This window comes from Curtobacterium sp. VKM Ac-1393 (assembly GCF_015350995.1).
GTDB lineage: Bacteria > Actinomycetota > Actinomycetes > Actinomycetales > Microbacteriaceae > Curtobacterium.
On the sequence record NZ_JADKRW010000001.1, the window covers coordinates 585816 to 608540 of the forward strand.

General features: G+C 70.7%; 22 protein-coding genes and 3 tRNA genes. 12 read left to right on the plus strand and 13 right to left on the minus strand.

Going from position 1 to position 22725, the window contains the following annotated elements; genetic code table 11:
- Position 1 precedes the first annotated feature (1 nt).
- The 7 genes from ITJ59_RS02775 to tilS form a co-directional block, all read right to left on the minus strand.
- Positions 2-490: a DUF3180 domain-containing protein gene (locus tag ITJ59_RS02775; protein ID WP_194649602.1), complete on the minus strand. Its 489-nt coding sequence runs from the start codon at positions 488-490 to the stop codon at positions 2-4.
- The gene (gene folK / locus ITJ59_RS02780; protein ID WP_194649603.1) at positions 487-1074 is read right to left on the minus strand and encodes a 2-amino-4-hydroxy-6-hydroxymethyldihydropteridine diphosphokinase; all 588 of its coding nucleotides are present in this window, start codon (positions 1072-1074) and stop codon (positions 487-489) included. Before folK ends, ITJ59_RS02775 begins: the two co-directional genes overlap by 4 nt.
- On the minus strand, positions 1071-1460 hold the full coding sequence (folB, locus tag ITJ59_RS02785) for a dihydroneopterin aldolase (protein WP_194649604.1): 390 nt from the start codon (positions 1458-1460) through the stop codon (positions 1071-1073). Before folB ends, folK begins: the two co-directional genes overlap by 4 nt.
- Positions 1457-2323: a dihydropteroate synthase gene (gene folP / locus ITJ59_RS02790; RefSeq protein WP_194649605.1), complete on the minus strand. Its 867-nt coding sequence runs from the start codon at positions 2321-2323 to the stop codon at positions 1457-1459. The genes folB and folP overlap by 4 nt, the downstream gene beginning before the upstream one ends.
- Before the next feature lie 9 nt (positions 2324-2332).
- A complete protein-coding gene (gene ftsH, locus ITJ59_RS02795; protein ID WP_194649606.1) occupies positions 2333-4321 on the minus strand; it encodes an ATP-dependent zinc metalloprotease FtsH in 1989 nt (662 codons plus the stop codon).
- A gap of 135 nt (positions 4322-4456) precedes the next feature.
- Positions 4457-5008, minus strand: coding sequence for a hypoxanthine phosphoribosyltransferase (gene hpt / locus ITJ59_RS02800; protein ID WP_111086933.1), 552 nt, complete (start codon positions 5006-5008; stop codon positions 4457-4459).
- Between the two features lie 9 nt (positions 5009-5017).
- On the minus strand, positions 5018-6037 hold the full coding sequence (gene tilS / locus ITJ59_RS02805) for a tRNA lysidine(34) synthetase TilS (protein WP_194649607.1): 1020 nt from the start codon (positions 6035-6037) through the stop codon (positions 5018-5020).
- A 64-nt stretch (positions 6038-6101) separates the two neighbouring features.
- On the opposite strand from tilS, the gene ITJ59_RS02810 reads away from it, so the two are divergent.
- Positions 6102-6593, plus strand: coding sequence for an inorganic diphosphatase (locus ITJ59_RS02810; protein WP_194649608.1), 492 nt, complete (start codon positions 6102-6104; stop codon positions 6591-6593).
- A gap of 99 nt (positions 6594-6692) precedes the next feature.
- Here ITJ59_RS02810 and ITJ59_RS02815 read toward each other — a convergent pair whose 3' ends face one another.
- A complete protein-coding gene (locus ITJ59_RS02815) occupies positions 6693-8165 on the minus strand; it encodes an NlpC/P60 family protein (protein WP_194649609.1) in 1473 nt (490 codons plus the stop codon).
- 33 nt (positions 8166-8198) lie between these two features.
- Entirely contained in the window at positions 8199-9476 is a 1278-nt protein-coding gene (locus tag ITJ59_RS02820; RefSeq protein ID WP_194649610.1) for a M23 family metallopeptidase, read from the minus strand.
- A 257-nt stretch (positions 9477-9733) separates the two neighbouring features.
- On the opposite strand from ITJ59_RS02820, the gene ITJ59_RS02825 reads away from it, so the two are divergent.
- From ITJ59_RS02825 to ITJ59_RS02835, 3 genes are all read left to right on the plus strand, one after another.
- Positions 9734-9806: transfer RNA gene (locus ITJ59_RS02825), tRNA-Glu, on the plus strand.
- Positions 9807-9898: 92 nt separating this feature from the next.
- Positions 9899-9975, plus strand: a tRNA-Asp gene (locus ITJ59_RS02830).
- A 1-nt stretch (position 9976) separates the two neighbouring features.
- A tRNA-Phe gene (locus ITJ59_RS02835) sits at positions 9977-10049 on the plus strand.
- Positions 10050-10138: 89 nt separating this feature from the next.
- Here the strand turns inward: ITJ59_RS02835 and ITJ59_RS02840 are convergent.
- On the minus strand, positions 10139-11149 hold the full coding sequence (locus tag ITJ59_RS02840) for an aldo/keto reductase family protein (protein WP_194649611.1): 1011 nt from the start codon (positions 11147-11149) through the stop codon (positions 10139-10141).
- 126 nt (positions 11150-11275) lie between these two features.
- On the opposite strand from ITJ59_RS02840, the gene ITJ59_RS02845 reads away from it, so the two are divergent.
- A complete protein-coding gene (locus ITJ59_RS02845) occupies positions 11276-12268 on the plus strand; it encodes an SDR family oxidoreductase (RefSeq protein WP_194649612.1) in 993 nt (330 codons plus the stop codon).
- A gap of 84 nt (positions 12269-12352) precedes the next feature.
- Here ITJ59_RS02845 and rocD read toward each other — a convergent pair whose 3' ends face one another.
- Together rocD and ddaH are read right to left on the minus strand one after the other, a co-directional pair.
- Positions 12353-13576, minus strand: coding sequence for an ornithine--oxo-acid transaminase (rocD, locus tag ITJ59_RS02850; protein ID WP_194649613.1), 1224 nt, complete (start codon positions 13574-13576; stop codon positions 12353-12355).
- Entirely contained in the window at positions 13576-14469 is an 894-nt protein-coding gene (ddaH, locus tag ITJ59_RS02855) for a dimethylargininase (RefSeq protein WP_194649614.1), read from the minus strand. Before ddaH ends, rocD begins: the two co-directional genes overlap by 1 nt.
- 247 nt (positions 14470-14716) lie before the next feature.
- Between ddaH and ITJ59_RS02860 the strand changes: the two genes are divergently transcribed.
- The 6 genes from ITJ59_RS02860 (at position 14717) to ITJ59_RS02885 (ending at position 18348) form a co-directional block, all read left to right on the plus strand.
- Complete coding sequence (locus ITJ59_RS02860; protein WP_111083794.1) at positions 14717-15154, plus strand: Lrp/AsnC family transcriptional regulator; 438 nt, start codon at positions 14717-14719, stop codon at positions 15152-15154.
- Positions 15155-15181: 27 nt separating this feature from the next.
- Entirely contained in the window at positions 15182-15955 is a 774-nt protein-coding gene (locus ITJ59_RS02865) for a DUF2071 domain-containing protein (RefSeq protein ID WP_323749380.1), read from the plus strand.
- A gap of 81 nt (positions 15956-16036) precedes the next feature.
- Complete coding sequence (locus tag ITJ59_RS02870) at positions 16037-17032, plus strand: SDR family oxidoreductase (protein ID WP_194649615.1); 996 nt, start codon at positions 16037-16039, stop codon at positions 17030-17032.
- Complete coding sequence (locus ITJ59_RS02875) at positions 17029-17379, plus strand: hypothetical protein (protein WP_194649616.1); 351 nt, start codon at positions 17029-17031, stop codon at positions 17377-17379. The genes ITJ59_RS02870 and ITJ59_RS02875 overlap by 4 nt, the downstream gene beginning before the upstream one ends.
- 83 nt (positions 17380-17462) lie before the next feature.
- On the plus strand, positions 17463-18002 hold the full coding sequence (locus ITJ59_RS02880; protein WP_194649617.1) for a dihydrofolate reductase family protein: 540 nt from the start codon (positions 17463-17465) through the stop codon (positions 18000-18002).
- A 148-nt stretch (positions 18003-18150) separates the two neighbouring features.
- Positions 18151-18348 (plus strand): hypothetical protein, encoded by a 198-nt coding sequence (locus ITJ59_RS02885; protein WP_194649618.1) that lies wholly within the window; start codon positions 18151-18153, stop codon positions 18346-18348.
- A gap of 94 nt (positions 18349-18442) precedes the next feature.
- Here the strand turns inward: ITJ59_RS02885 and ITJ59_RS02890 are convergent, their stop codons facing one another.
- Positions 18443-22015 (minus strand): proline dehydrogenase family protein, encoded by a 3573-nt coding sequence (locus tag ITJ59_RS02890; RefSeq protein ID WP_194649619.1) that lies wholly within the window; start codon positions 22013-22015, stop codon positions 18443-18445.
- A 127-nt stretch (positions 22016-22142) separates the two neighbouring features.
- On the opposite strand from ITJ59_RS02890, the gene ITJ59_RS02895 reads away from it, so the two are divergent.
- Positions 22143-22619, plus strand: a complete 477-nt coding sequence (locus ITJ59_RS02895; protein ID WP_194649620.1) for a MarR family winged helix-turn-helix transcriptional regulator — start codon at positions 22143-22145, stop codon at positions 22617-22619.
- Positions 22620-22725: the final 106 nt, after the last annotated feature.

Here is a 22725-nt window from a genome sequence, read left to right on the forward strand (position 1 = left end):
GTCAGTTCGCCGTCGTGCCGCCCCGGGGGCCACCCGGCTCGTCGTCGTCACCCGGGGGTGCGACGCACATGCGCTCTGCCACGAGTGCGCAGACCGTCAGGACGATCCCGCCGGCGACGGCGATCACGTTCGGCAGGGTCGAGCCTAGCGAAGGCGTCACGGAGCGGGTCAGCAGGTACACGACGAGCCCGACGGAGAAGCCGCCGAACAGCGAGCCGCAGATGCTCGAGGCCTTCGCGAGCACGACCACCCGGGTCGCGTAGAGCGGGTCGACCGGGCGCAGTCGTCCGACGCCGTCACGGGCGTGCCGACGGACCGGTCGCGCCATGAGCACCACGGCGACGCCGATGAACGCGAGCGTGATGCCCAGCGGCACCGACAGCAGCAGCGTCGGCGACTGGTGCGAGGCCAGCACGGCGTCGACCGCGAAACCGGCCACCGCGGTGACGACGGCGATGCTGAACAGGGTGGAGAGACGGGTCGGCTTCACGGGCTGGTCACGGCCCCTTCGCTCACGGCGGTCGCGCTGGTCGCGGTGTCCGTCGTCGACCGGGAGGCCCGGTGCACGTCCGCGAACAGGCGCGGCTCGTCGACACGCTCGGTGTCGTCCCCCACGGCGGCGAGCAGGTCGGCCACCGGTCCGGCGCCGGGCAGGACGGCCGCGGGGTCCGCGTCGAGCCACGGTGCGAGCACGAAGGCCCGCTCGGCGGCGCGGGGGTGCGGCACGGTCAGCGTGGCGGTGTCGATGCGCAGGTCGCCCACGGCGACGACGTCGAGGTCGAGGGTGCGGTCGCCCCAGCGGACGTCGCGGGTGCGGCCGTGCTCGTCCTCGATGCCGTGCAGGGCGTCGAGGAACGCCTGCGGCTCGAGGTCGGTGTCGACGACCACGACGGCGTTGCGGTACCGCGGCTTGGAGTCGTCGCGCCCGTCCAGGGTGACGGCGACCGACTCGACCTCGTGGCTCGACGCCACCGGGTGCACGCCGGGCAGGTCCGCGACCGCCTGGGCAGCCGCGCGGAGGGTGCTCCCCCGGTCGCCGAGGTTGGCGCCGAGCGCGACGACGACGCGGCTCACGCTGCTTCCTCGTCGGGACCGGTCGCGCTCCGGACCCGCCGGATGGTGATCGAGACGTCGGTGAACGGCACGGTGATGGGTGCCTGCGGCTTGTGCACGGTGACCTCGGTCGCCAGGGCCGCACGGTGGGTGAGCACCGCGGCCGCGATGCGCTCGGCCAGGGTCTCGATCAGGTCGACCGGGTCGCGTTCGATCTCGGCGACGACCTGTTCGGCGAGCACGCCGTAGTGGACCGTGTTGTCGAGGTCGTCGCTGCCCGAGGCCGCTCGGGCGTCCAGCTCCACGGCGACGTCGACGACGAAGTCCTGACCGTCGGCACGCTCGTGGTCGAAGACCCCGTGATGGCCGCGTGCGCGGACCCCGACGAGGCGGATGATGTCGTTCACGAGCGAGCTGCCCTCCAGGCGTCCCAGACGTCGAGCACGGCACGGGTCGGTGCCGGATCGTGCACGCGCACACCCCACGCGCCGCGTTCGGCGGCGAGCAGGCTGATGGCGGCGGTGGCGAGGTCGCGGTCCTTCGGCGGGGCGCCCTCGGGGCTGCCGACGCCGTCCAGGAACCGCTTGCGTGATGCGGCGACGAGCACGGGGAGTCCGATCGAGGCGAACCGCTCGTACCCGGCCAGGATTTCCCAGTTCTGCACGCCCTGCTTGGCGAAACCGAGGCCCGGGTCGATGACGACCTGCTCCTGGCGCACACCGAGCACGATGAGTTCGGCGACGCGCATCTCGACCTCGCGCCGGACCTCGTCGACGGCGTGCACGTACTCGGCGTTCCGGTACATCCGGTCGCTGTGGCCACGCCAGTGCATGACCACGAACCCGGCCCCGGTCGAGGCCACCACGCGGGCCATGTCCGGGTCGGCCAGGCCACCGGAGACGTCGTTCACGATCGCGGCGCCGAGCTCGACGGCCCGTTCGGCGGTCGAGGCGTTCATGGTGTCGATGCTGACCGGGATGCCCTCGGCGACGAGCTGCTGCACGACCGGCAGCACCCGTTCCTGCTCGACGGGCACGGGCACGCGCTCGGAGCCCGGCCGCGTCGACTCACCACCGACGTCGACGATGTCGGCCCCCGCGGCGACCAGGTCGCGTGCGTGCTGCACCGCGGCGTCGTAGGCCTGGTGCAGGCCGCCGTCGCTGAACGAGTCCGGCGTGACGTTGAGGATGCCCAACACCCGCGTGCGGTCCTGGACGGGACCGCCGCGGGTGTCGAGCTGACGAGCACGCCTCGTCGGCAGGTCGGTCATGCCGGCCCCCTACGCCGGGGCGATACCCGGGTTGCCGAACGGGCGACGACGGGTCTTCGAGGTCGACTCGCTGTCCGTCTGGTCGGCTGCGGTCGAGGCGGCCTGTCCGGGCACGTCGATCGCGGGCAGGTTGCTCACCGGACGCTTGTCGCTGGAGAGCCACTGCGGGCGCTCCGGCAGCTTGCGGACGTCCTTGAAGATCTCCACGAGCTCCGGGGCGTCGAGCGTCTCCTTCTCGAGGAGCTCCCCGGCCAGGCGGTCGAGGATGTCGCGGTTGTCGTTGAGCACCTGGTAGGCCTCGTTGTGCGCGGCCTCGAGCAGCGCACGGGTCTCGGCGTCGACGGTCTGGGCGATGTTCTCCGAGTAGTCGCGCCCGGTCCCGCCGCTCATGTCACGGCCGACGAACGGCTCGCTCGACCCGGAACCGAGCTTGACGGACCCGACGGCCTGGCTCATGCCGTACTCGGTGACCATCTTGCGTGCGGTGCCGGTGGCCTTCTCGATGTCGTTCGAGGCGCCGGTGGTGGGGTCGTGGAACACGATCTCCTCGGCGACGCGACCACCCATGGCGTAGGTGAGCTGGTCGAGCAGCTCGTTGCGGGTGACCGAGTACTTGTCCTCGAGCGGGAGCACCATCGTGTACCCGAGGGCACGGCCGCGCGGCAGGATCGTGATCTTCGTGACCGGGTCGGTGTGCCGCATCGCCGCAGCCGCCAGGGCGTGGCCGCCCTCGTGGTACGCGGTGATGAGGCGTTCCTGGTCGGACATGATCCGGGTCCGGCGCTGCGGTCCCGCCATCACACGGTCGACGGCCTCGTCGAGGGCACGGTTGTCGATGAGCTGCGCGTTCGACCGGGCGGTCAGCAGCGCGGCCTCGTTCAGGACGTTCGCCAGGTCGGCACCGGTGAACCCGGGCGTCTTGCGGGCGAGCAGTTCGAGGTCGACGCTCGCGGCGAGCGGCTTGCCCTTCGCGTGCACCTCGAGGATCTGCTTGCGGCCGGCCATGCCGGGGGCGTCGACACCGATCTGACGGTCGAAGCGGCCCGGACGGAGCAGGGCGGGGTCGAGCACGTCGGGACGGTTCGTCGCCGCGATCAGGATGACGTTCGTCTTGCCGTCGAAGCCGTCCATCTCGACGAGCAGCTGGTTGAGCGTCTGCTCGCGCTCGTCGTTGCCACCGCCGATGCCGGCACCACGGTGGCGGCCGACGGCGTCGATCTCGTCGATGAAGACGATGGCCGGCGAGTTCGCCTTGGCCTGCTCGAAGAGGTCACGGACACGGCTCGCACCGACACCGACGAACATCTCGACGAAGTCCGAACCGGAGATCGAGTAGAACGGCACGCCGGCCTCGCCAGCGACGGCGCGGGCGAGCAGGGTCTTGCCGGTTCCGGGAGGGCCGTACAGCAGCACGCCCTTCGGGATCTTGGCGCCGACGGCCTGGAACTTCGCCGGCTCCTTCAGGAACTCCTTGATCTCGTGGAGTTCCTCGATCGCCTCGTCGGAGCCCGCGACGTCGGCGAACGACACCTGCGGGTTCTCCTTGTTGTTGATCTTGGCCTTCGACTTGCCGAACTGCATGACCTTCGAGCCGCCGCCCTGGGCGCTCGAGAGCAGGAACCAGAACAGGGCCCCGATGATCAGGAAGGGCAGCAGGATGCCGAGGAGCGACAGGAACCAGTTGCCCTGCTGCACGCGGTCGTCGTAGCCCTTGGGCAGGTTGGCGTCGTTGACGGCCTGGATGACCTCTTCGCCACGGGGCGTGGAGTAGTAGAACTGCTCCTGCTTGTCGCCGTCACGGAGCGTCAGGTCGACCCGCTGCTCGGTGGAGTTGACGATCGCGGACGACACCTTGCTGTCGGCGAGCTGCTCGAGGCCCTTCTGGGTGCTGATCTCGGTCGTGCTGCCCTGGCTGATGACGCTCCAGCCGATGAAGATGCCCGCCAGCGCGATCAGCACGTAGAGGTACGGGCCGCGGAAGATGCGCTTGAAGTTCATGTGATCCGGGCGCAGATGCCCGACACCTTTCTCTGCCGAAGTTGCGTGCAGGTCAGCATACGGCTGCGACTCTGTGGCGAGAATGGGTGTCCTCTGCGGGCGAACTCAACCCGAGGCAAGCACACCCTGAACGGGTTACGAGTACACGTGGGGCGCCAGGACGCCCACGCCGCGCAGGTTCCGGTAGCGCTCGTCGTAGTCCAGGCCGTAGCCGACCACGAACTCGTCCGGGATGTCGAAGCCCACGTACTTCACGTCGACCTCGACCTTGGCGGCCTCGGGCTTGCGCAGCAGGGCGACGATCTCGACGCTCGCAGCACCGCGGGACTGCAGGTTCTGCTTCAGCCACGACAGCGTCAGGCCGGAGTCGATGATGTCCTCGACGATCAGGACGTCACGGCCGTGCAGGTCGGTGTCGAGGTCCTTGAGGATCCGCACCACACCGGACGACTTCGTGCCGGAGCCGTACGACGACACCGCCATCCAGTCCATCCGCGCCTGCATCTTGAGGTGCCGCGAGAAGTCCGCCATCACCATGACGGCGCCCTTCAGGACACCGACGAGCAGGGGGTCACGACCCGCGTAGTCGGCGTCGACGACCGCCGCGAGTTCGGCGAGCTTGTCGTCGATCTGCTCGGGGGTGAAGAGGACTTCGGACAGGTCTGCCTGGACGTCGGAGAGTTCCACCGGTCCAGCCTAACCGGCACTGAACGACAGGCGGTCACCGGATCGCGACGCCCGGACGCCCGGCAGGTCGATCGGCCCCTGCCCGCTCCAGTCGGTGACGAGCCGGCAGACCTCGAGCGTCTGCACGCGCGACAGCGTCACGCCGAACTCGCTCTCCACCGCCAGCCGCACGAGTCGCTGCCGGAGCGCGGGCGGGTTCGCCCCGAGAGCGCGCACGGACAGCGAGATGCCGGCCTCGGAGTGTTCGGCGATGTCCTCCGCCATCTCTTCCGCGAAGTGGTCGAGGGCCGCCGAGTCCTCGCGCAGCTGGTCGGCCGTCCGCGCCAGCGCCTCGGGGACCCCCGCGCCGAGTTCGCGCTCCAGCACCGGCATGAGCGCGTTCCGCACGCGGACACGAGCGTACGTGGGGTCGTCGTTCTGCGGGTCGTGCCACGGCGCCAGCCCGGCAGCGGCGCACGCCTGTCGCGTCGTGTGCCGCCGGACGGCGAGCAGCGGCCGCCCGTAGGCGGGCCCCTCGGTCCGTCGCGCCAGCGGCTGCATGCCGGACAGGCTGTCCGGCCCGCTGCCGCGCAGCAGGCCGAGCAGCACCGTCTCGGCCTGGTCGTCCAGGGTGTGTCCCAGCAGCACGAGACGCGACCCGGTGGCGGAGGCGACCTGCGCGATCGACGCGTGGCGGGCCTCCCGGGCGGCGCCCTCCGGACCACCATCGGAGCCGACCGCGACCCTGCGGACCTCGACCGGGTCCAGTCCCAGCTCGGACGCCTGCCGGGAGGCGCGGCTCGCGACCGCCTCGGAGCCCGCCTGGAGCGCGTGGTCGACGACCACCGCCCCGGCTCGGAGCCCCTGCTTGCCCGCCTCGAACGCGGTGGCCGCGGCGAGCGCGAGCGAGTCCGGCCCGCCGCTCAGCGCGACCAGGACGAGGTCACCCGCGGCGACGACGCCGTCGTCGAGCGCGGTGGCGAGCAGGTCGCGGACCGCCAGCCGGGTCTCGGCGACGGCAGGGTCCAGCCGGGGACGCGGAGAGTTCACCCGGTAACGTTAGCCGCGCTCTCGGGACCACCGACAGCCCCACCGACACACCAGGAGTGCAGACATGGCCGCGTACGACGTCGTCGTCGAGATCCCCAAGGGCAGCCGCAACAAGTACGAGGTGGACCACGAGACCGGTCGTGTCTACCTCGACCGCGTGCTGTTCACGTCGTTCGTCTACCCGACCGACTACGGCTTCTTCGAGAAGACCCTGGCCGACGACGGTGACCCCGTGGACGCGCTGCTGCTGCTCGAGTTCCCGACGTTCCCCGGTGTGGGCGTCAAGGTCCGTCCGGTCGGCGTCTTCAAGATGAGCGACGAGGCCGGCAAGGACGAGAAGGTCCTCGTGGTCCCCGCGAAGGACCCGCGCTGGACGCACATCCAGGACATCTCGGACGTCGACGACCAGACGAAGGCCGAGATCGCGCACTTCTTCGAGCGCTACAAGGACCTCGAGCCGAACAAGTGGGTCAAGGCCGAGGGCTGGGGCGACGCCGCCGAGGCCGAGGCGATCGTGCAGGCCGGCCAGGCAGCCTACGTGCCCGCCGGTCACTGACGCTCCTCTGACACAGAACGGCGCCCGCTCTCCATTCGGAGGGCGGGCGCCGTTCTGTGTTCTTGCTCGTGTTCGTGCTCGTGCTCGTGCTCGTGCTCGCTACAGGGAGCCGCTCGGGCGGGCGACGTAGGGCAGGAGCTGGCTGGGAGTCCAGACCGCACGCTCGACGACGCCGACACCCGGTCGCGCCGCTTCGACCATCATCCCGTTGCCGGTGTAGATCGAGTCGTGGTAACCGCCTGAAGCGGTTCCGTTCGACGAGTAGAAGAGGATGTCGCCAGGCTGGCGCTGCGAGAGCGGCACGAGGCGGCCGATCGAACCGAAGTAGTTGTACTGCCAGACGACGTTGTGGCCGCCGGTCGCGATGCCCTGCGAGCTGTACGCCATCATCACCAGACCGGAGCAGTCCCAGGTGTTCGGGCCGGCGCCACCGAGGACGTAGGGCTTGCCGAGCTGGCCACGGGCGTACGAGATCGCGCCGGCGGCCTTCGAGGGGCTGCTCGGGGCGGGTGCCGGGGTCGTGGGCGCCGGGGTGCTCGGCTTCGACGGGGTGGGGGTGCTGGGCTTCGCGGGAGCAGGAGCGGGAGCCGGAGCGGGTGCTGCCGGGGTGCTCGGCTTGGACGGGGTGGTCGTGCCGCTGCCGGAGCCGGTGTTCGGGCTGGTGCTCGTGCCGCCGCCGGTGCTCGGGCTCGTGGAGGTGCCGGTGCCGCCGCTGGCGCTGCCGCCGCCCGTGTTGCCGCTGTCGCTGCTGCTGTTGTTGCTGTTGCTGTTGCCGCCGCCGCTGGTGCTGCTCGTCTGCGCGGCCAGGGCGGTCTCGGCCGCCTTCGCCTGCTGGGCACTCCAGTACGCGCTCTCCGTCGCGACGCTCGTGCCCTTGAGGTACGCGAGCTGACGGAGGACCTCGTCCTGCTGGTCCTGCTGCTTCTGCACCCGGGCCTGGGCGTCGGCGGAGACGTCGTTGGCGGTGGCGAAGGCGGTCTTGGTCGCCTCGGTCGCCTTGCTCAGTGCGGTCGTCGCGACGGCCTGCTGGTCGGCGAGCGAGTCCACCGTCTTCTGGTCGGACCGGGCCTGGGCCAGGATCGTCGCCGACCGCTCGGACAGGTGCGACATCGTGCCGACCCGGTAGAGCAGGTCCCCGGAGTCGGACGCGTCCGTGAGCATCGTCGTCGACAGGTCGCCGCCGCCGGTGCGGGACAGCTCGACCACGAGCGCTGCCACCTGGCCGGCGGAGTCGTCCGCCTTGCCCTTCGCGCGCTTCGACTGCGCGGCGAGGTCGGCGAGGGTGTCCTTTGCCTCCTGCTGCTGCGAGGCGGCCAGGGCGTACGCCTGCCCGGCCTGCTGCTCGACGACGCCGGCACGGTCCGCGGTGGCCTGCAGCGAGGTCAGGCGGTCGCTCAGCTCGTCCACCGTCTGCTGCGCGTCGGCGGCATCCGACTTCGCTGCCTTGACGTCGTCCCAGGACGGTGCCGACGGCGCAGCCTGAGCGGGTCCTGCGACGACGACCGACAGCCCGATGCCGAGCACGGCGACGGTGACGATCCCGCAGGAGAACGAGCGAGCGGACAGGATCATGGCGGGGTCAACGCATCCCGGCTGCGCTGATGCTCATACCGAGATCCCCCGCGCTGCCATGAAGGGGACCGGGTCGACGGCAGCACCGTTGATCCGGGTCTCGAAGTGGAGGTGGCACCCGGTCGACCAGCCGGTCGAACCGATCTTGGCGATCTGCTGCCCGGCGGTGACGTGCTGGCCGTTCGCGACCATGATGCCGCCGTCGACGATGTGCCCGTAGGCCGTCGAGATGTCGCCGCCGTTGTCGAGGATGACCTCGTTGCCGTAGCCGCCGCCGTTGCCCGCGAAGGTCACGGTGCCGTCGTGTGCCGCGTAGATCGGGGCGTAGCAGGCGGGGGCGAGGTCGACGCCGGCGTGCAGTGCCGTGTAGTGCGTGTACGGGTCGACGCGGATGCCGTAGCCGCTGGTCTGGAAGCCGCCGGCCGGCCGGACCCACCCGGCGGAGTTCGCGCTGCCGCCGCCGGTGCCGCCCTGGCTCGTCGCCGCGGCCTTCGCGGCTGCCTTGGCTGCTGCGGCCGCGATGCGGGCCTGTCGTGCCTTCTCGGCGGCGACGCCCTTGCGGTAGTCGGCCTCGACGCCGCGCTGCTTCGTGGTGAGGGCGGTGAGCTGCGCCTCGAGCCGCGTCTGGTTGTCGTTCTGCGCGTCGACGGCGGTCTGTGCCGCGTCGGCAGCGCCCTGGGCCTGCTGCATCTTCGACTCCGCCGCCGCAGCGAGGTCACCGAGAGCGTTCTTCGCACGGTCGGCCTTGTCGGCGAGACCCTGCGCGACGCCGCGGTCCTGCGACGCCTGTGAGTAGATGCCGTCGGCCTGTTCGCTGAGCTTCGACATGGCGCCGAGTTCGTAGAGCAGGTCACCGGAGTCCGACGGGTGGGTCAGGATGTCGGTCGTCACGTCGTTGGCGCTGGCCCGACCGAGCTGCGCGGCGAGCTGACCGGCCTGCTCCTCGGACTGCCCGGCGGTCTGGTCGGCCTCGTCCGCCTGGGACTGCAGCGACTTCTGCGTGAGGGTCGCCTCGTCGTACTTGTTCTGCGCCGCTTGGTACGCCTCGCCCGCGGCCTGTGCGGCCTTCTGCTTGGCGGCGGCCTCGGACTCCAGCGACGAGATGAGCGACTTGATCTCGGAGACCTTCGCCTGCTGCGCGCTCGTCGAGGACTTGGCCTTCTGCACCTCGGCCCAGCTCGGGTAGCTCGCTGCGCTGGCCGACGTCGCCGGGGCGAGGACCGCGAGGGTACTGCCCGCGAGCGCGATGGCGACCGCGGCGGCGACGAGGCGGCTGCGGTTGCGGAGGGAGAGCGAAGGTGAGGTCGACATGTATCTCGATTTCGTAACAGCGCGGCAAGGCTCACGCACGTAACACTGTTAACAGACGCAACAGTAACAACAGGAGTCGCAGCACCACAGCCCCTCGGACGAGGGACGGCGGCCGACGACGATGCTCGCACCGCAACCTCGGCGCCCCGTGCCGAGTGGGTGCGACACGCCGGGGATTCCGGGCGAACGCGGCCCGATTTGTGAAACCCCGGGGGCATCCGTATGCTTGTCAACCGGTAGCGCGAAGCACCACTTGCGGCCCTATCGTTTAGTGGCCTAGGACACCGCCCTTTCACGGCGGCAGCACGGGTTCGAATCCCGTTGGGGTCACTCTCCGAGTGAGCGAGCAAGTAGTACTGAGCAACACCACAGCAAGACACAACACGCAGTACCCACAACACGCAGTACCCACAACACAACATGGCCCTGTAGCGCAGCTGGTTAGCGTGCCGCCCTGTCACGGCGGAGGTCGCGGGTTCAAGTCCCGTCAGGGTCGCCACGGCTGGATAGCTCAGTTGGTAGAGCGTTCGACTGAAAATCGAAAGGTCCACGGATCGATGCCGTGTCCAGCCACCGGTGAAGGCCCCCTGCTTCGGCAGGGGGCCTTTTCCGTTGTCTGAGCGGTGCGGCGTGGGCGCGCGCCCGCCTGCCGGCCGCCGGACTCAGGCCTCGCGGGTCTTCGGGCTGCTGTCGTTCGTCTTCGCCGGGTCACGCTCGACCACGGCGCCGAGGGCATCGTCGATCCGACTGAGCAGCTCCGCCGGGATCGTGACGCCGGCAGCACCCGCGTTGTCGTGCACCTGCTCCGGGCGCGACGCCCCGATGATCGCACTCGCGACGTTCTCGTTCTGCAGCACCCAGGCGACGGCGAGCTGCGCCATCGACAGGTCGAGCTCCTTCGCGATCGGCTCGAGCTCCTGCACCGCGGACAGCACTTCGTCGCGCATGAACCGCTTGATCATGTCGGCGCCGCCCTTGTCGTCGGTGGCACGTGAGCCCTCGGGCAGCGGCTGACCCGGCTGGTACTTGCCGGTCAGCACACCCTGGGCGATGGGCGACCAGACGATCTGCGAGATGCCGAGCTCCTTCGAGGTCGGCACGACCTCGTCCTCGATGACCCGCCACAGTGCCGAGTACTGCGGCTGGTTCGAGATGAGCTGGAAGCCGAGCTCCTTCGCCAGGGCGGCGCCGGCACGCAGCTGGTCCGCGGTCCACTCGCTGACGCCGACGTACAGGACCTTGCCCTGACGGACGATGTCGGCGAAGGCCTGCATCGTCTCCTCGAGCGGGGTCTCGTGGTCGAACCGGTGTGCCTGGTACAGGTCGACGTAGTCGGTCTGCAGGCGGCCGAGCGAGCCGTCGATCGACTCGAGGATGTGCTTGCGGGACAACCCGGTGTCGTTGTGCCCCTTGGGACCGGTCGGCCCGAAGACCTTCGTGGCGATCTCGAGGGACTGGCGACGCTCCCCTTTGAGGGCTTCGCCGAGGACGGTCTCCGCGCCGGTGTTGGCGTAGACATCGGCGGTGTCGAACGTCGAGATGCCGACCTCGAGGGCTGCCCGGACGCAGGCGATCGCCGCGTCGTTCTCGACCTGGGAGGCGTGGGTGAGCCAGTTGCCGTAGGTGATCTCGGAGACCTTGAGGCCCGAGTTGCCGAGGTAGCGGTACTCCATGTGCGTGTCACTCCTGTCGTGGGGCGCATCGGTGCGACCCGAACCGTGACGGTAGTCGGCCGGGACGGTGCAGGATCACATGGGACGACGGCGCAGTGCTGCGCCGCGGAGAGCGAGGGAGCATCCATGACCGGAGCGAGCGTGTTGTTCATCGGCGGGAGCGGCGTGATCAGCGCCTCCTGCGTGCGGGAGGCGACGGAACAGGGCCACGACGTCACGGTCCTGAACCGGGGGACCACCGGGGGCAGGCCGATCCCGGAGGGTGTGACGCGCCTCCAGGCCGACGTGTCGGACCGCAGCGCCCTGGCGGACGCACTCGGCGACCGCCACTTCGACGTGGTCGTGAACTGGATCGCCTTCACGCCGGACCAGGTGCAGGCCGACATCGACTTCTTCGCCGGGCGGACGCGGCAGTACGTGTTCATCAGCTCGGCCTCGGCCTACCAGACGCCGGCGACGCACCTGCCGATCACGGAGTCGACGCCGCTGAAGAACCCGTACTGGCAGTACTCGCGCGACAAGATCGCGTGCGAGGAACTGCTGATGGAGGCGTACCGGGAGCAGGACTTCCCGGTGACGATCGTGCGGCCGTCGCACACCTACGACGAGACGAAGCTGCCGTTGACGGGCGGGTGGACTGCGGTGGCACGGATGCGTGCCGGCAAGCCGATCATCATCACCGGTGACGGCACTTCGCTGTGGACGCTGACGCACAGCCGTGACTTCGCGGTCGGGTTCACCGGGCTGCTCGACAACGCGTCGGCGATCGGTGAGGCCTTCACGATCACGAGCGACGAGGCGCCGACGTGGAACGCCATCGCGCACGAGATCGCGGCGGCGGCGGGTGTGGATGACCTGCGGATCGTGCACGTGCCAGCGGACGCCATCGCTGCCGCCGATTCTGAGTGGGGTGCGGCACTGCTCGGCGACAAGGCAAACAGCTCGGTGTTCGACAACAGCAAGGTCCGGTCGTTCGTGCCGTGGTACCGGCCGCGGACCCCCTACCGGCAGGGCGTGCGCGAGGTCATCGCGTGGTTCGAGGCGCACCCCGAGGAGCAGGTCGTCGACGAGCGGCTTGACGGCCTGATGGACGAGTTGGCGGCGCGCTGGGCGGTGTGACGGCCGGAACCAGGTTCCGGACACAGCACCACGGAAGAACGCGGTGTCGTGTCCGGAACCTGGTTCCGAAGTCGGACGGGAGCGTCAGGCGCGCGCGGCGAGGACGTCCGCCAGGGTCCCGATGGCCGTGCGCAGCTCGTCGTCGGTGACGACCAACGGCGGGGCGAAGCGGATCGTCGAGCCGTGGGTGTCCTTCACGAGCAACCCGCGGTCGGCGAGGTCCTTCGAGATCGCCTTGCCGGTGCCGAGCGCAGGGTCGATGTCGATCCCCGCCCAGAGTCCGGCGACCCGGTGCGAGACGACCCCGTTGCCGAGCAGGTCGTCGAGCAGGCCACGCAGGAGCGGTTCGCCGTCGAGGGCACGCTGCTGGAACGTGCCCTCGCCGAGCATCGCCACGACCTCGGCGCCGACGGCAGCGGCGAGCGGGTTGCCGCCGAAGGTCGAACCGTGCTCACCGGGACGCAGCACGCCCAGGACGTCGCGCGAGCCCACCACGGCGGACACCGGCACGATGCCGCCGCCGAGCGCCTTGCCGAGCGTGATGAGGTCGGGGCGGACCCCGACGCGCTGCACCGCGAGCGTGTGCCCCGTGCGGCCGAGGCCCGACTGAATCTCGTCGGCGACGAACAGCGCGCCGAACTCGTCGCAGATCGTGCGGACCTCCGGCAGGTAGGACTCCGGCGGGATGACGACGCCGCCCTCGCCCTGGATCGGCTCGAGCAGCACGGCGACGACGGTCTCGTCCATCGCCGCACGCAGGGCTTCGGCATCGCCGTACGGCACCGTGCGGAACCCCGGCGTGTACGGCCCGAAGTCATCGCGGGCGGACGGGTCGTCCGAGAACGAGATGATCGTGGTGGTGCGGCCGTGGAAGTTCCCCGACGCCACGATGATCGTCGCGCGGTCCGCGGGGACCCCCTTGACGCGGTAACCCCAGGCGCGGGACACCTTGATCGCGGACTCCACCGCCTCGGCACCGGTGTTCATCGGCAGGACCATCTCGGTCTCGGTCAGCGCGGCGAGCGCCGACGCGAACGGGCCGAGCTGGTCGTTCACGAAGGCACGACTGGTCAGCGTGACCCGGTCGAGCTGCGCACGGGCCGCGCCGAGCAGCCGCGGGTTGCCGTGGCCGAAGTTCACCGCGGAGTAAGCGGCGAGGCCGTCCAGGTACTGCTTGCCGTCGACGTCCGTGACGGTCGCGCCGGAGGCCGACGCGATGACGACGGGCAGCGGGCTGTAGTTGTGCGCGAGCGAGCGCTCCTCGACGGCGAGCGCGGCGGCCGTGTTCGTCCCCAGCGCGCTGGGCATCAGGCGCCCCGCGCGACCGAGGTGCCGGTGCCGACCGGGTGCAGGTCGAGCGTGCAGCACTTCACGCCGCCGCCGCCGAGCAGGAGCTCGGACAGGTCCACGCCGATCGGGTTGTAGCCCTTCTCCTTGAGCTGCGTCGCGAACGTGGTCGCGCGTGCGGCGATCACGACGTTGTACCCGTCGGAGTACGAGTTCAGGCCGAGGATCGCGGCGTCCTCTTCCGTCGCGATGATCGCGTCCGGGAACCGCTCGCGCAGGATCGCCAGCGACGGTTCGTCGAAGGCGCTCTCGAGGTACGCGATGTTCGACCGGCCGGAAGCGTCGGGCTCGGGGTCGAGCACGGCGATGGCGGTGTCCAGGTGGTAGAAGCTCGGGTTGATGAGCTTCAGGGTGACGACCTCGCGGCCGTAGATCGCCGCGAGCTCGTCGTGCGAGGTGCTGTCCGAGCGGAAGCCGGTGCCGGCGAAGATCGTGTTCCCGATGAGCAGGAAGTCGCCCTCGCCCTCGTTCGTCTGCTCGGGCTCCGCGACGGTCAGACCGGCCTGGCGGAACCAGTCCATGTACGCCGGGCCCTCGGGCTGGCGCTCCGGGTACTGGAACTTCGCGCCGTAGGCGATGCCGTCGAGGACGAACCCGCCGTTGGCCGCGTAGACCATGTCCGGCAGGCCGTCGATGGGGTCGATGTACGAGATGTCGAAGCCGAGCTGCTCGTACACGTCGACGAGCGTCTGCCACTGGGCGACGGCCTTCGACGTGTCGGTCGGCTCCTCCGGGTGCATCCACGGGTTGATCCGGTAGCTCACCGTGTAGAAGTCCGGCTTGCACATCAGGATCGTCCGCTTGGTGGCGGTACGGGCCGGTGCATCGGTGGTCGAGGGTGCGGTGTTCGACATCAGTCCTCCTGAGAAGGGACCGGGGCCCGAGCCTGCCAGGAACCGAAACGGAACGAAGGAGAGGTGCTCCGGCGAGATGCAGGCTCACTCGCCGTAGCGGACCAGGTCGACGCCAGTCGAAAGTCTGGCATGAACCGTCCGAAGAGTGCAGTCCCCCATGCGCCCGACCGTGACACCCGTTCGGGTGACGCACGTTTCGTGCGTCCGACCCGCCGGTCTCGCAACAAGTCCGCGTACGATGGGTGCAATGGATTCGCTCGACCACCGCATCCTGGATCAACTCCGGGACAACGCCCGCGCCGGCTACGGCGACATCGGGTCGGTGGTCGGACTCTCGGCATCGGCTGTCAAGCGCCGCGTCGACCGCCTCGTCGGTGACGGCGTGATCCAGGGCTTCACCATCAAGGTCGACCCCGCGGTCGAGGACCGCGGCACCGAGGCCTGGGTCGAGCTGTACTGCCGCGGCACCGTCTCGCCCGACGAGCTCCGCGCCCTGCTCGACACCGTGCCCGAGGTCATCGACGCTGGCACGGTCACCGGCAGCGCGGACGCCGTCGTGCACATGCGCTCGAAGGACCTGTCAGCGCTGGAGGAGGCGCTCGACAAGGTCCGCCTCGCACCGCAGGTGGACCACACGCGCTCTGCGATCGTGCTCTCCAAGCTCGTGAGCCGCGACACCGCGTAACGTCCGGCAGGTGGAAGCGACCATCCCGTGACCGACAGCCGACCCACCCACAGCGCCCCGGGCCTCCCGTCAGCCGCCCCCGGCCTGCCGGGCCGTCCCTGGATCTCGCAGGACTGGCTCGACGTCGTCTTCGTGCACTGGCGCGTCGACGTGTCGGCGGTCGCCCCGTTGCTGCCGGCCGGCACACGACCCGACACGATGGCGCTCGACGGCACCGACGACGGGGTGACCACCTGGGTGGGCCTGATCGGGTTCCGGTTCGCGGACACCCGCTTCCCGCCTCTCGGGGCGCTCGGCCGGACCGGATCGGTTGGTGACTTCGTCGAGGTGAACGTGCGCGTCTACACGGTCGACGAACACGGGCAGCACGGTGTCGTGTTCCTGTCGCTCGACGCGGGCAAGCTGCTGCCGACGATCGGCGCGCGCGTGGCCACGGGGCTGCCGTACTGGTGGGCGGATGCCGAGTCGCGGAGCGACGACGGCCGCGTCGGGTACGCGATGCGGCGGCACGGAACACACCTGCGATCGCTCGTCGACGTGCGGATCGGCGACGTCGTGGACGACCCGACACCACTCGACACCTTCCTGACCGCGCGCTGGGGCATGCACGTGCACCGCGCCGGGCAGACGCGGTTCTGGCCGAACGAACACGAGGCCTGGCCGCTGCACCGGGCGTCCGTGGTGACGCTGCGGGACGACTTGATCGGTGCCGCGGGGTTGCCGTTCGGGCTGAGCGAACTGGAGCCGGACTCGGTGCTGTACTCGCCGGGGGTCACGACGCGGTTCGGCCGGGGGCGGTGAAGCCCGGGGTCCGGGGACTCGACGCGTCCTCGGGGGACACCGGCTGAGTGGTGCGCGGTCGCCCGCAGGTACAAGGGAGCCATGACTCGAGTAGCAGTGGTGACCGGTGGATCCGCAGGGCTGGGGCGTGCGACCGTCCGGGAGCTCGCAGCACGGGGGTGGGACGTCGCCGTCCTCGCTCGCGGACGGGACGGCGTCGAGGCCGCGGTCGCCGAGGTCGAGGCCGCCGGGCGTCGCGGGCTGGCGCTGGTCGCCGACGTGTCCGACCGTGCGGCCGTCGAGGCCGCGGCCGACCGCGTCGAGCACGAGCTCGGGCCGATCGACCTGTGGGTCAACGGCGTGATGGTCGGGGTGTTCGGCAAGTTCCTGGACACCGCCCCCGAGGACTTCGAGCGGGCGCTGCACGTGACCTACCTCGGCGTCGTCAACGGGACCCGTGCCGCGCTCTCGCGGATGGTGCCCCGCGGGCAGGGGCACGTCGTCCAGGTCGGCTCGGCACTCGGCTTCCGGGGCATCCCGCTGCAGGCCGCGTACTGCGGCGCGAAACACGCGATCGTCGGGTTCACCGAGTCAGTCGTCTCGGAGCTGCTCGAACAGGGCAGCAAGGTGAAAGTGTCGCGGGTCGACATGCCCGCCCTGAACACGATCCAGTTCGGGTGGGTGAAGTCGAAGCTGCCGCACCACCCGCAGCCGGTCGCACCGATCTTCCAACCGGAGGTCGGCGCCCGCGCGATCGCCACCGTGGCCGAGCACCCGCGCCGTCGCACCTGGGTCGGGGAGTCGACCGTCTACACGATCCTGGGCAACCGGATCAGCGGACGCTTCGCCGACTGGTACGCCGCCAAGACACTCGTCTCCGGGCAGCAGGCGCCGGACAAGGACGGGCTCCAGCTGCAGGACAACCTGTACGAGCCGGTGCCGGGCGACCACGGTGCGCACGGTGTGTTCGACGAAACTGCACACTCCTGGTCACCGCAGACCTGGTGGGTGGAGCACCGCCGGGTGGGCAACGGTCTGATCGGCGCGGTGCTCGGTGCCGCCGGGGCCGTTGCACTCGTCGCGGGACGCCGACGATGAGCCGCGGTCGGGGTCGGGCGTCGGCGTCGGCGGTCGAGCTGGGCCGGACTGCGCTCGGTGTCTGGCACCTCGGGTGCTCGCTGCGCGGCCGCGACCAGGCCCTCCTGCACGGCGTACTCGGTGTCCGACAGCTCGTGCAGGCCGCCCTCGTCGCACGCGCCGCCACCGGGAACGCACACACCCTGAGCGCTGCCGTCGACGCGGTGCACGGTGCGACGATGGTGCCGCTCGTCCTCGACCCGCGCCGCCGCGGGTTCGCCCTGCAGCAGGTGGTGATCGCCACGGCCCTCACCGTTGCCGAAGTGGCCGTCGTCGGACGGGGCGCGCGCGGGGACCGGCGTCGCTGAGAGGTGTCGCGGTCGGCGCGGCTGAGGCATGTCGCGGCCGGCGCCGCTGAGGCGTGTCGGCGGTGCTCGGTAGCGTCCTGGGCATGAGCACGATCTACTCCGTAGCGTCCTCGTTGGACGGCTTCGTGGCCGCGCCGGACGACAACCTCGACTGGCTGCTGCAGTTCGGCTTCGACCCGTTCCAAGAGCACCACGACCGGTTCTTCGCGGGGATCGGCGCGATCGCGATGGGGTCGGCCACGTACGAGTGGTTGCTCGCGCACGACGACACGTGGGCGTACCCGGACCTGGCGACGTGGGTGTTCACCACGCGCGAGCTGCCGGTGCCGTCCGGCGCCGAGGTGCACTTCGTGTCCGGCTCCGTCGCCGACCACCAGGCCGACCTCGAACGGGCAGCCGGCGAGCGGGACATCTGGGTCGTGGGCGGCGGGCTGCTCGCGGCGCAGTACCAGCAGGCTGGGCTGCTCGACGACCTCCGGGTCACCGTGATGCCGGTCGCGCTCGGTGCCGGGGCGCCACTCCTGCCGGTGGCTGCACCGACGCCGGTGTTCGAACTGGTCGGGACGACGCCGTTCGCTGGCGGTGCCGTCGAGCTGCACTACCGCGCGGGGACTCCGCTCTGAGTAGTCGAAGCACGGAACAGTCGGAGCAGGGCGCAGTCGGCGCAGGGCGCAGGGCGCAGTCGTAACACGGCGCAGTCGGAGCAGGGCGCAGTCCGCTTCGCGATGATCCGAGGCGGGAATCCCACCACCGCGGCGTAGCGTCCGCGCCATGAGCGACAACGAGCAGACCGAACCCGTCATGGACGGTGCCACCGAGGCCACGAACCACGAGAAGCTGCACGGCCTGATCGAACAGGTCGACCACGACCACCACGGCGAGGGCGCCGGGGCGATGGCCGATCACCTGCGCGACCGCATGGACGAGACCGGTGTCGAGGACGAAGCGGGCGGCGACACCGAGGACTGACCCGGTTCGGGGCAACGCCGCACACTTCGGGAGCAGGGATGGTCGAGTCCGCCTCAGCGCACTCGACCACTTCTGCTCACCACGGGGTTGCCCGTCAGACGCGCAGTTCCGAGAAGTCCGCGTCGACGTCGCCGAACCGGTGTGCGGTGATCGAGACCGACTGCTCACGGATGAACGGCAGCATCTCGATCAACCCGGCCTCGACCACCGGCGCATCGTGGATCGCGACGTCGATGCTGGCCCCGAGCGCCTCCTCGAGCGCGAGCGGGTCGCCGCCGATCAGACGGATGCGTGCCCCCGGGCCGCCGAACGCCGTGTGCACGGGTCGGTCCTGCCCCTGCGCGAGCATGTCACCCAGCGCGTCGACGGGTTCGTCGTCCGCACCGCTCGTCCAGTTCGCCCGGAACACGTCGCCGGACGATGCACGTGCGTGGAAGTCCTGGTCGGACTCGACCAAGTGGTCGACGACGTCCAGCGGTGAACGGCTCGAGGCGAGCAGTTGGGTGAGCGGGCCCGGCAACGGTCGAGCGGTGCTGAGCAGGATGTGGGCGCGGGCAGCGGTGGCGGCCACGAGTGCGCGGACGAGGTCACCCGCCGTGGCGTCCTCGGCCTGCCGCACGATGACGGACTGCGGTCGGTGGCGCAGCACGTTCCGCTGCACCACGAGCCCGGACAGGTCGTGCGACCCGCCGTACAGCTCCTCGCGCGCCCGGACGTCGCTGAGTGCACCGGCGCGCACCTGGTCGAACTCCTCGAACGACAGCCCACTGCGCGCGGCCTCGATCACCGCGGTCACGCGCGGCGGCAGGCCGTGCAGCTGGATGCTCTTGTGCACCGTGCGCGGGACGGGCTCCCAGCGGCCGAGCGTCGCGACGTACATCGGTCCGCCCGCCTTCGTACCGGTGCCGACCGACGACCGCTTCCAGCCGCCGAACGGCTGCCGACCGACGACCGCGCCGGTGATGCCGCGGTTGACGTACAGGTTGCCGGCGCGCACGCTCGCCAGCCAGTCCGCGACCTCGTCGACGTCGAGCGAGTGGATCCCCGCGGTCAGGCCGTAGTCGGTGCCGTTCTGGATCGCGATCGCCTGCTCGAGGGTCTCGGCGCGCATGATGCCCAGTACCGGCCCGAAGTACTCGGTCTGGTGGAAGTCGCTGCCCGGGCGGACGCCGTCGCGGATGCCCGGTGACCAGAGCCGACCGGAGTCGTCGAGGGGTGCCGGCTGCACGAGCCAGGACTCCCCCGGCCCGAGCTCGGTGAGCCCTTGCCGCAGCTTGCCCTCGGGCTCGGCGATGACCGGCCCGACCTGGGCGGTGGGGTCGTCGGGCCACGCGACCCGGAGGGTGCGGGTGGCGTCGACGAGCTGGCGGCGGAAGCGTTCGCTCTCGCCGACCGTGCCGACCAGCACGACCAGGGACGCCGCGGAGCACTTCTGGCCGGCGTGGCCGAAGGCCGACTGGACGATGTCCTGCACGGCGAGGTCGATGTCGGCGCTCGGCGTGACGACGATCGCGTTCTTGCCGCTCGTCTCGGCGCTGAGGGGCAGACCGGCTCGCCACCAGCGGAACGACCGCGCGGTGTCGGCCGAACCGGTGAGGATGATGCGGTCGACCGCCGGGTGCCCGACCAGGTCGCGGCCGAGTTCGTCCTCGGCCAGGTCGACGAGCTGCAGCAACGAGTGCGGCACCCCGGCGTCCCAGAGCACGTCGGCCAGCAGCGCACCGCTGCGCTTCGCCTCGGGCGCCGGCTTGAGCACCACCCCACTGCCCGCGGCGAGCGCCGCCAGCACTCCGCCGGCGGGGATCGCGATGGGGAAGTTCCACGGCGGGACGACGACGGTCAGACGCGGCGGGACGTACCGGGCACCCTCGATGTCGCCGAGACGACGGGCGCGCTCGGCGTAGTAGTGGGCGGCGTCGACGGCTCCGGTGACCTCGGTGTCGGCCTCGGAGAACGTCTTGCCGGTCTCCGCCGCCATCACCTCGATCAGGTCGACGCGGCGGGTCTCGAGCTCATGCCCGATCAGGTCGAGGAGTTCGGCGCGGTCGGACGGGTCCTGCCGCCCCCAGTTGACGCCGGCCTGCGCGGTGCGGGCCATGATCCGTTCGAGCTTGGAGCGGTCGGCGACCTTGGCTCCGCGGATGGTCTGCGCGCCGAGCTGCGAGCGCGGCACCCGGCGCAGGACGTCGAGCGCCCACGCACGGTTGGCGGGGACCGACGGGTCGGTGTCCGGTGCGTTCCGGAACGCATCGCGCAGCACTGGTTCGCCGAGTGCCCGATGGCGGTCCTGGGTGCGGTGCGTCGCGTGGACCGGCTCGTCGAGCGCTGCGACCGAGGCGAGGTACCGGCCGTGCTCGCGGTCGAACACGCTGGCGTCGTGGTCGATGTCGCTCGCGGCGGCGATGAAGTTCTCGGGACTCGCGCTCTCCTGCAGCCGGCGGGCCAGGTACGCGATCGCGGAGTCGAATTCGTCCGGCTGCACGACGGGCGTGTAGAGCAAGATCTGGCCGACGTCGGCGCGGACGGCGTCGGCGTGCGTGGACGCCATGCCGAGCAGCATCTCGACGTCGACCGCGTCGGTCACCCCGCGACGCTGGGCGAGCACCCACGCGGTCGCCAGGTCGAACAGGTTGTGTCCGGCGACCCCGATGCGGACGGCGTCGGTGCGTTCCGGGGTCAGGGCGGCGTCGAGCATCCGCAGGTACGCGGTGTCGGTTTCGCGCTTGCTGCCCCAGGTGGCGAGTGGCCAGTCGTGCACGATCGCGTCGACGTGCTCCATCGCGAGGTTCGCGCCCTTGACCAGGCGCACCGTGATCGGCGCGCCACCTCGGGCACGGCGTTCCTGCGCCCACGTCGTCAGGGACTCGAGCGCACCGGCGGCGTCGGGCAGGTACGCCTGCAGCACGATGCCGGCCTGCAGCCCCGCGAACTCGTCGCGGTCGAGCATGGTCCGGAACACCGCGAGGGTGACGTCGAGGTCGCCGTACTCCTCCACGTCCAGGTTGATGAACTTCGCCTGACCACCGGACGCCAGCGGACCCGCTGCCAACCGGTACAGCGGTACGAGCCGGTCGACGACCCGCTCGACCGTCTGGTCGAACGCCCACAGCGACATCTGCGGCACGACCGAGCTCACCTTGATCGACACGTGGTCGACGTCGTCGCGGGCGAGCAGGTCCATCGTCGCCTGCAGCCGACGGTCGCTCTCGGCGCTGCCGAGCACGGCTTCGCCGAGCAGGTTCACGTTGAGCCGGGTGCCCGGTCCGCCCACCTTGGCGAGCGCGGGGCCGAGCTTCGCCGTGCTCGCGTCGATGACCAGGTGGCCGGTCATCCGGCGCAGGATCCGGCGAGCGGTCGGGATGACGGCCCACGGCGCCATGGTCGCGAAGCCTCCGCCGAGCGTCACCGCGCCGCGGAGGTACCAGGCGAGGAAATCGGGGACGTCGCGGCTGACCTGCTCGAGGTTGCGGGCGGCGACCCGGGGGTCGTCGGGGCGGATGACCTTGTCGACGAAGCTGCGCGTGAAGTCGAGGCCCCGCTCGTCACGCAGGGCTTCGGCGAGGCGGGCGGCACCGGCGTCCGGCTTCGCCCCGGCGGACGCCGCCAGCCACCGGCGGACCAGCGCAACGGCATCGTCGGTGCAGTCCTGGAGGCGGGCGCTCGGCATGCTCCGATCGTATGCCGCACCTCCGACCTCACCTTGGAGCGCGCCGCACGTCGGCCAGGAGTCATCCGGATGGATGAAAGACGCGGCACCGGGGTCGGTGGGTCCCCGTGGTCGATACGCTGACGGCATGTCGAAGCAGGGCAACGATGGCCACGACTGGGCGACGTGGGACGCCTACCACGATGTCTGGCGACGCCTCGACCGAGCGCTCGACCAGGCAGTCCAAGCGGGTGCCGGCATCTCGATCCCCGAGTTCGAGATCCTGATCGGCCTGCAGCGTGAGCCGGACCACCGGCTGCGCGTCCGCGACATCGCCGCCGGCATCGGCTGGGAGAAGTCGCGCGTCAGCCACCAGGTCACGCGCATGGTCTCCCGCGGCCTGGTCAGCCGCGCCGACTGCCCGACCGACGGCCGCGGCAGCTGGGTGGAGATGACCCCCGACGGCCGCCGCGCGGTGCTCGCCGGCATCCGTGCGCACACCGGTGCGTTGGAAGACCTGTTCTGGAGGCCCGTGGGGACCGATGCGGACACGCTCCGGTCCGTCAGTGCGCGCGTCCAGGACGCGATCGGCCCCGACGTGTCGGACGAGGCCGCCTCCGAGTAGCGGCCCGCTCACCTCCGCCGAGGTTCCACGACACGCCGCCCGAGCAGCGCCGAGGTTCCACGGACGCCCCTGAGCCGCGCCCAGATGCCGAGATTTCGGAACCTCG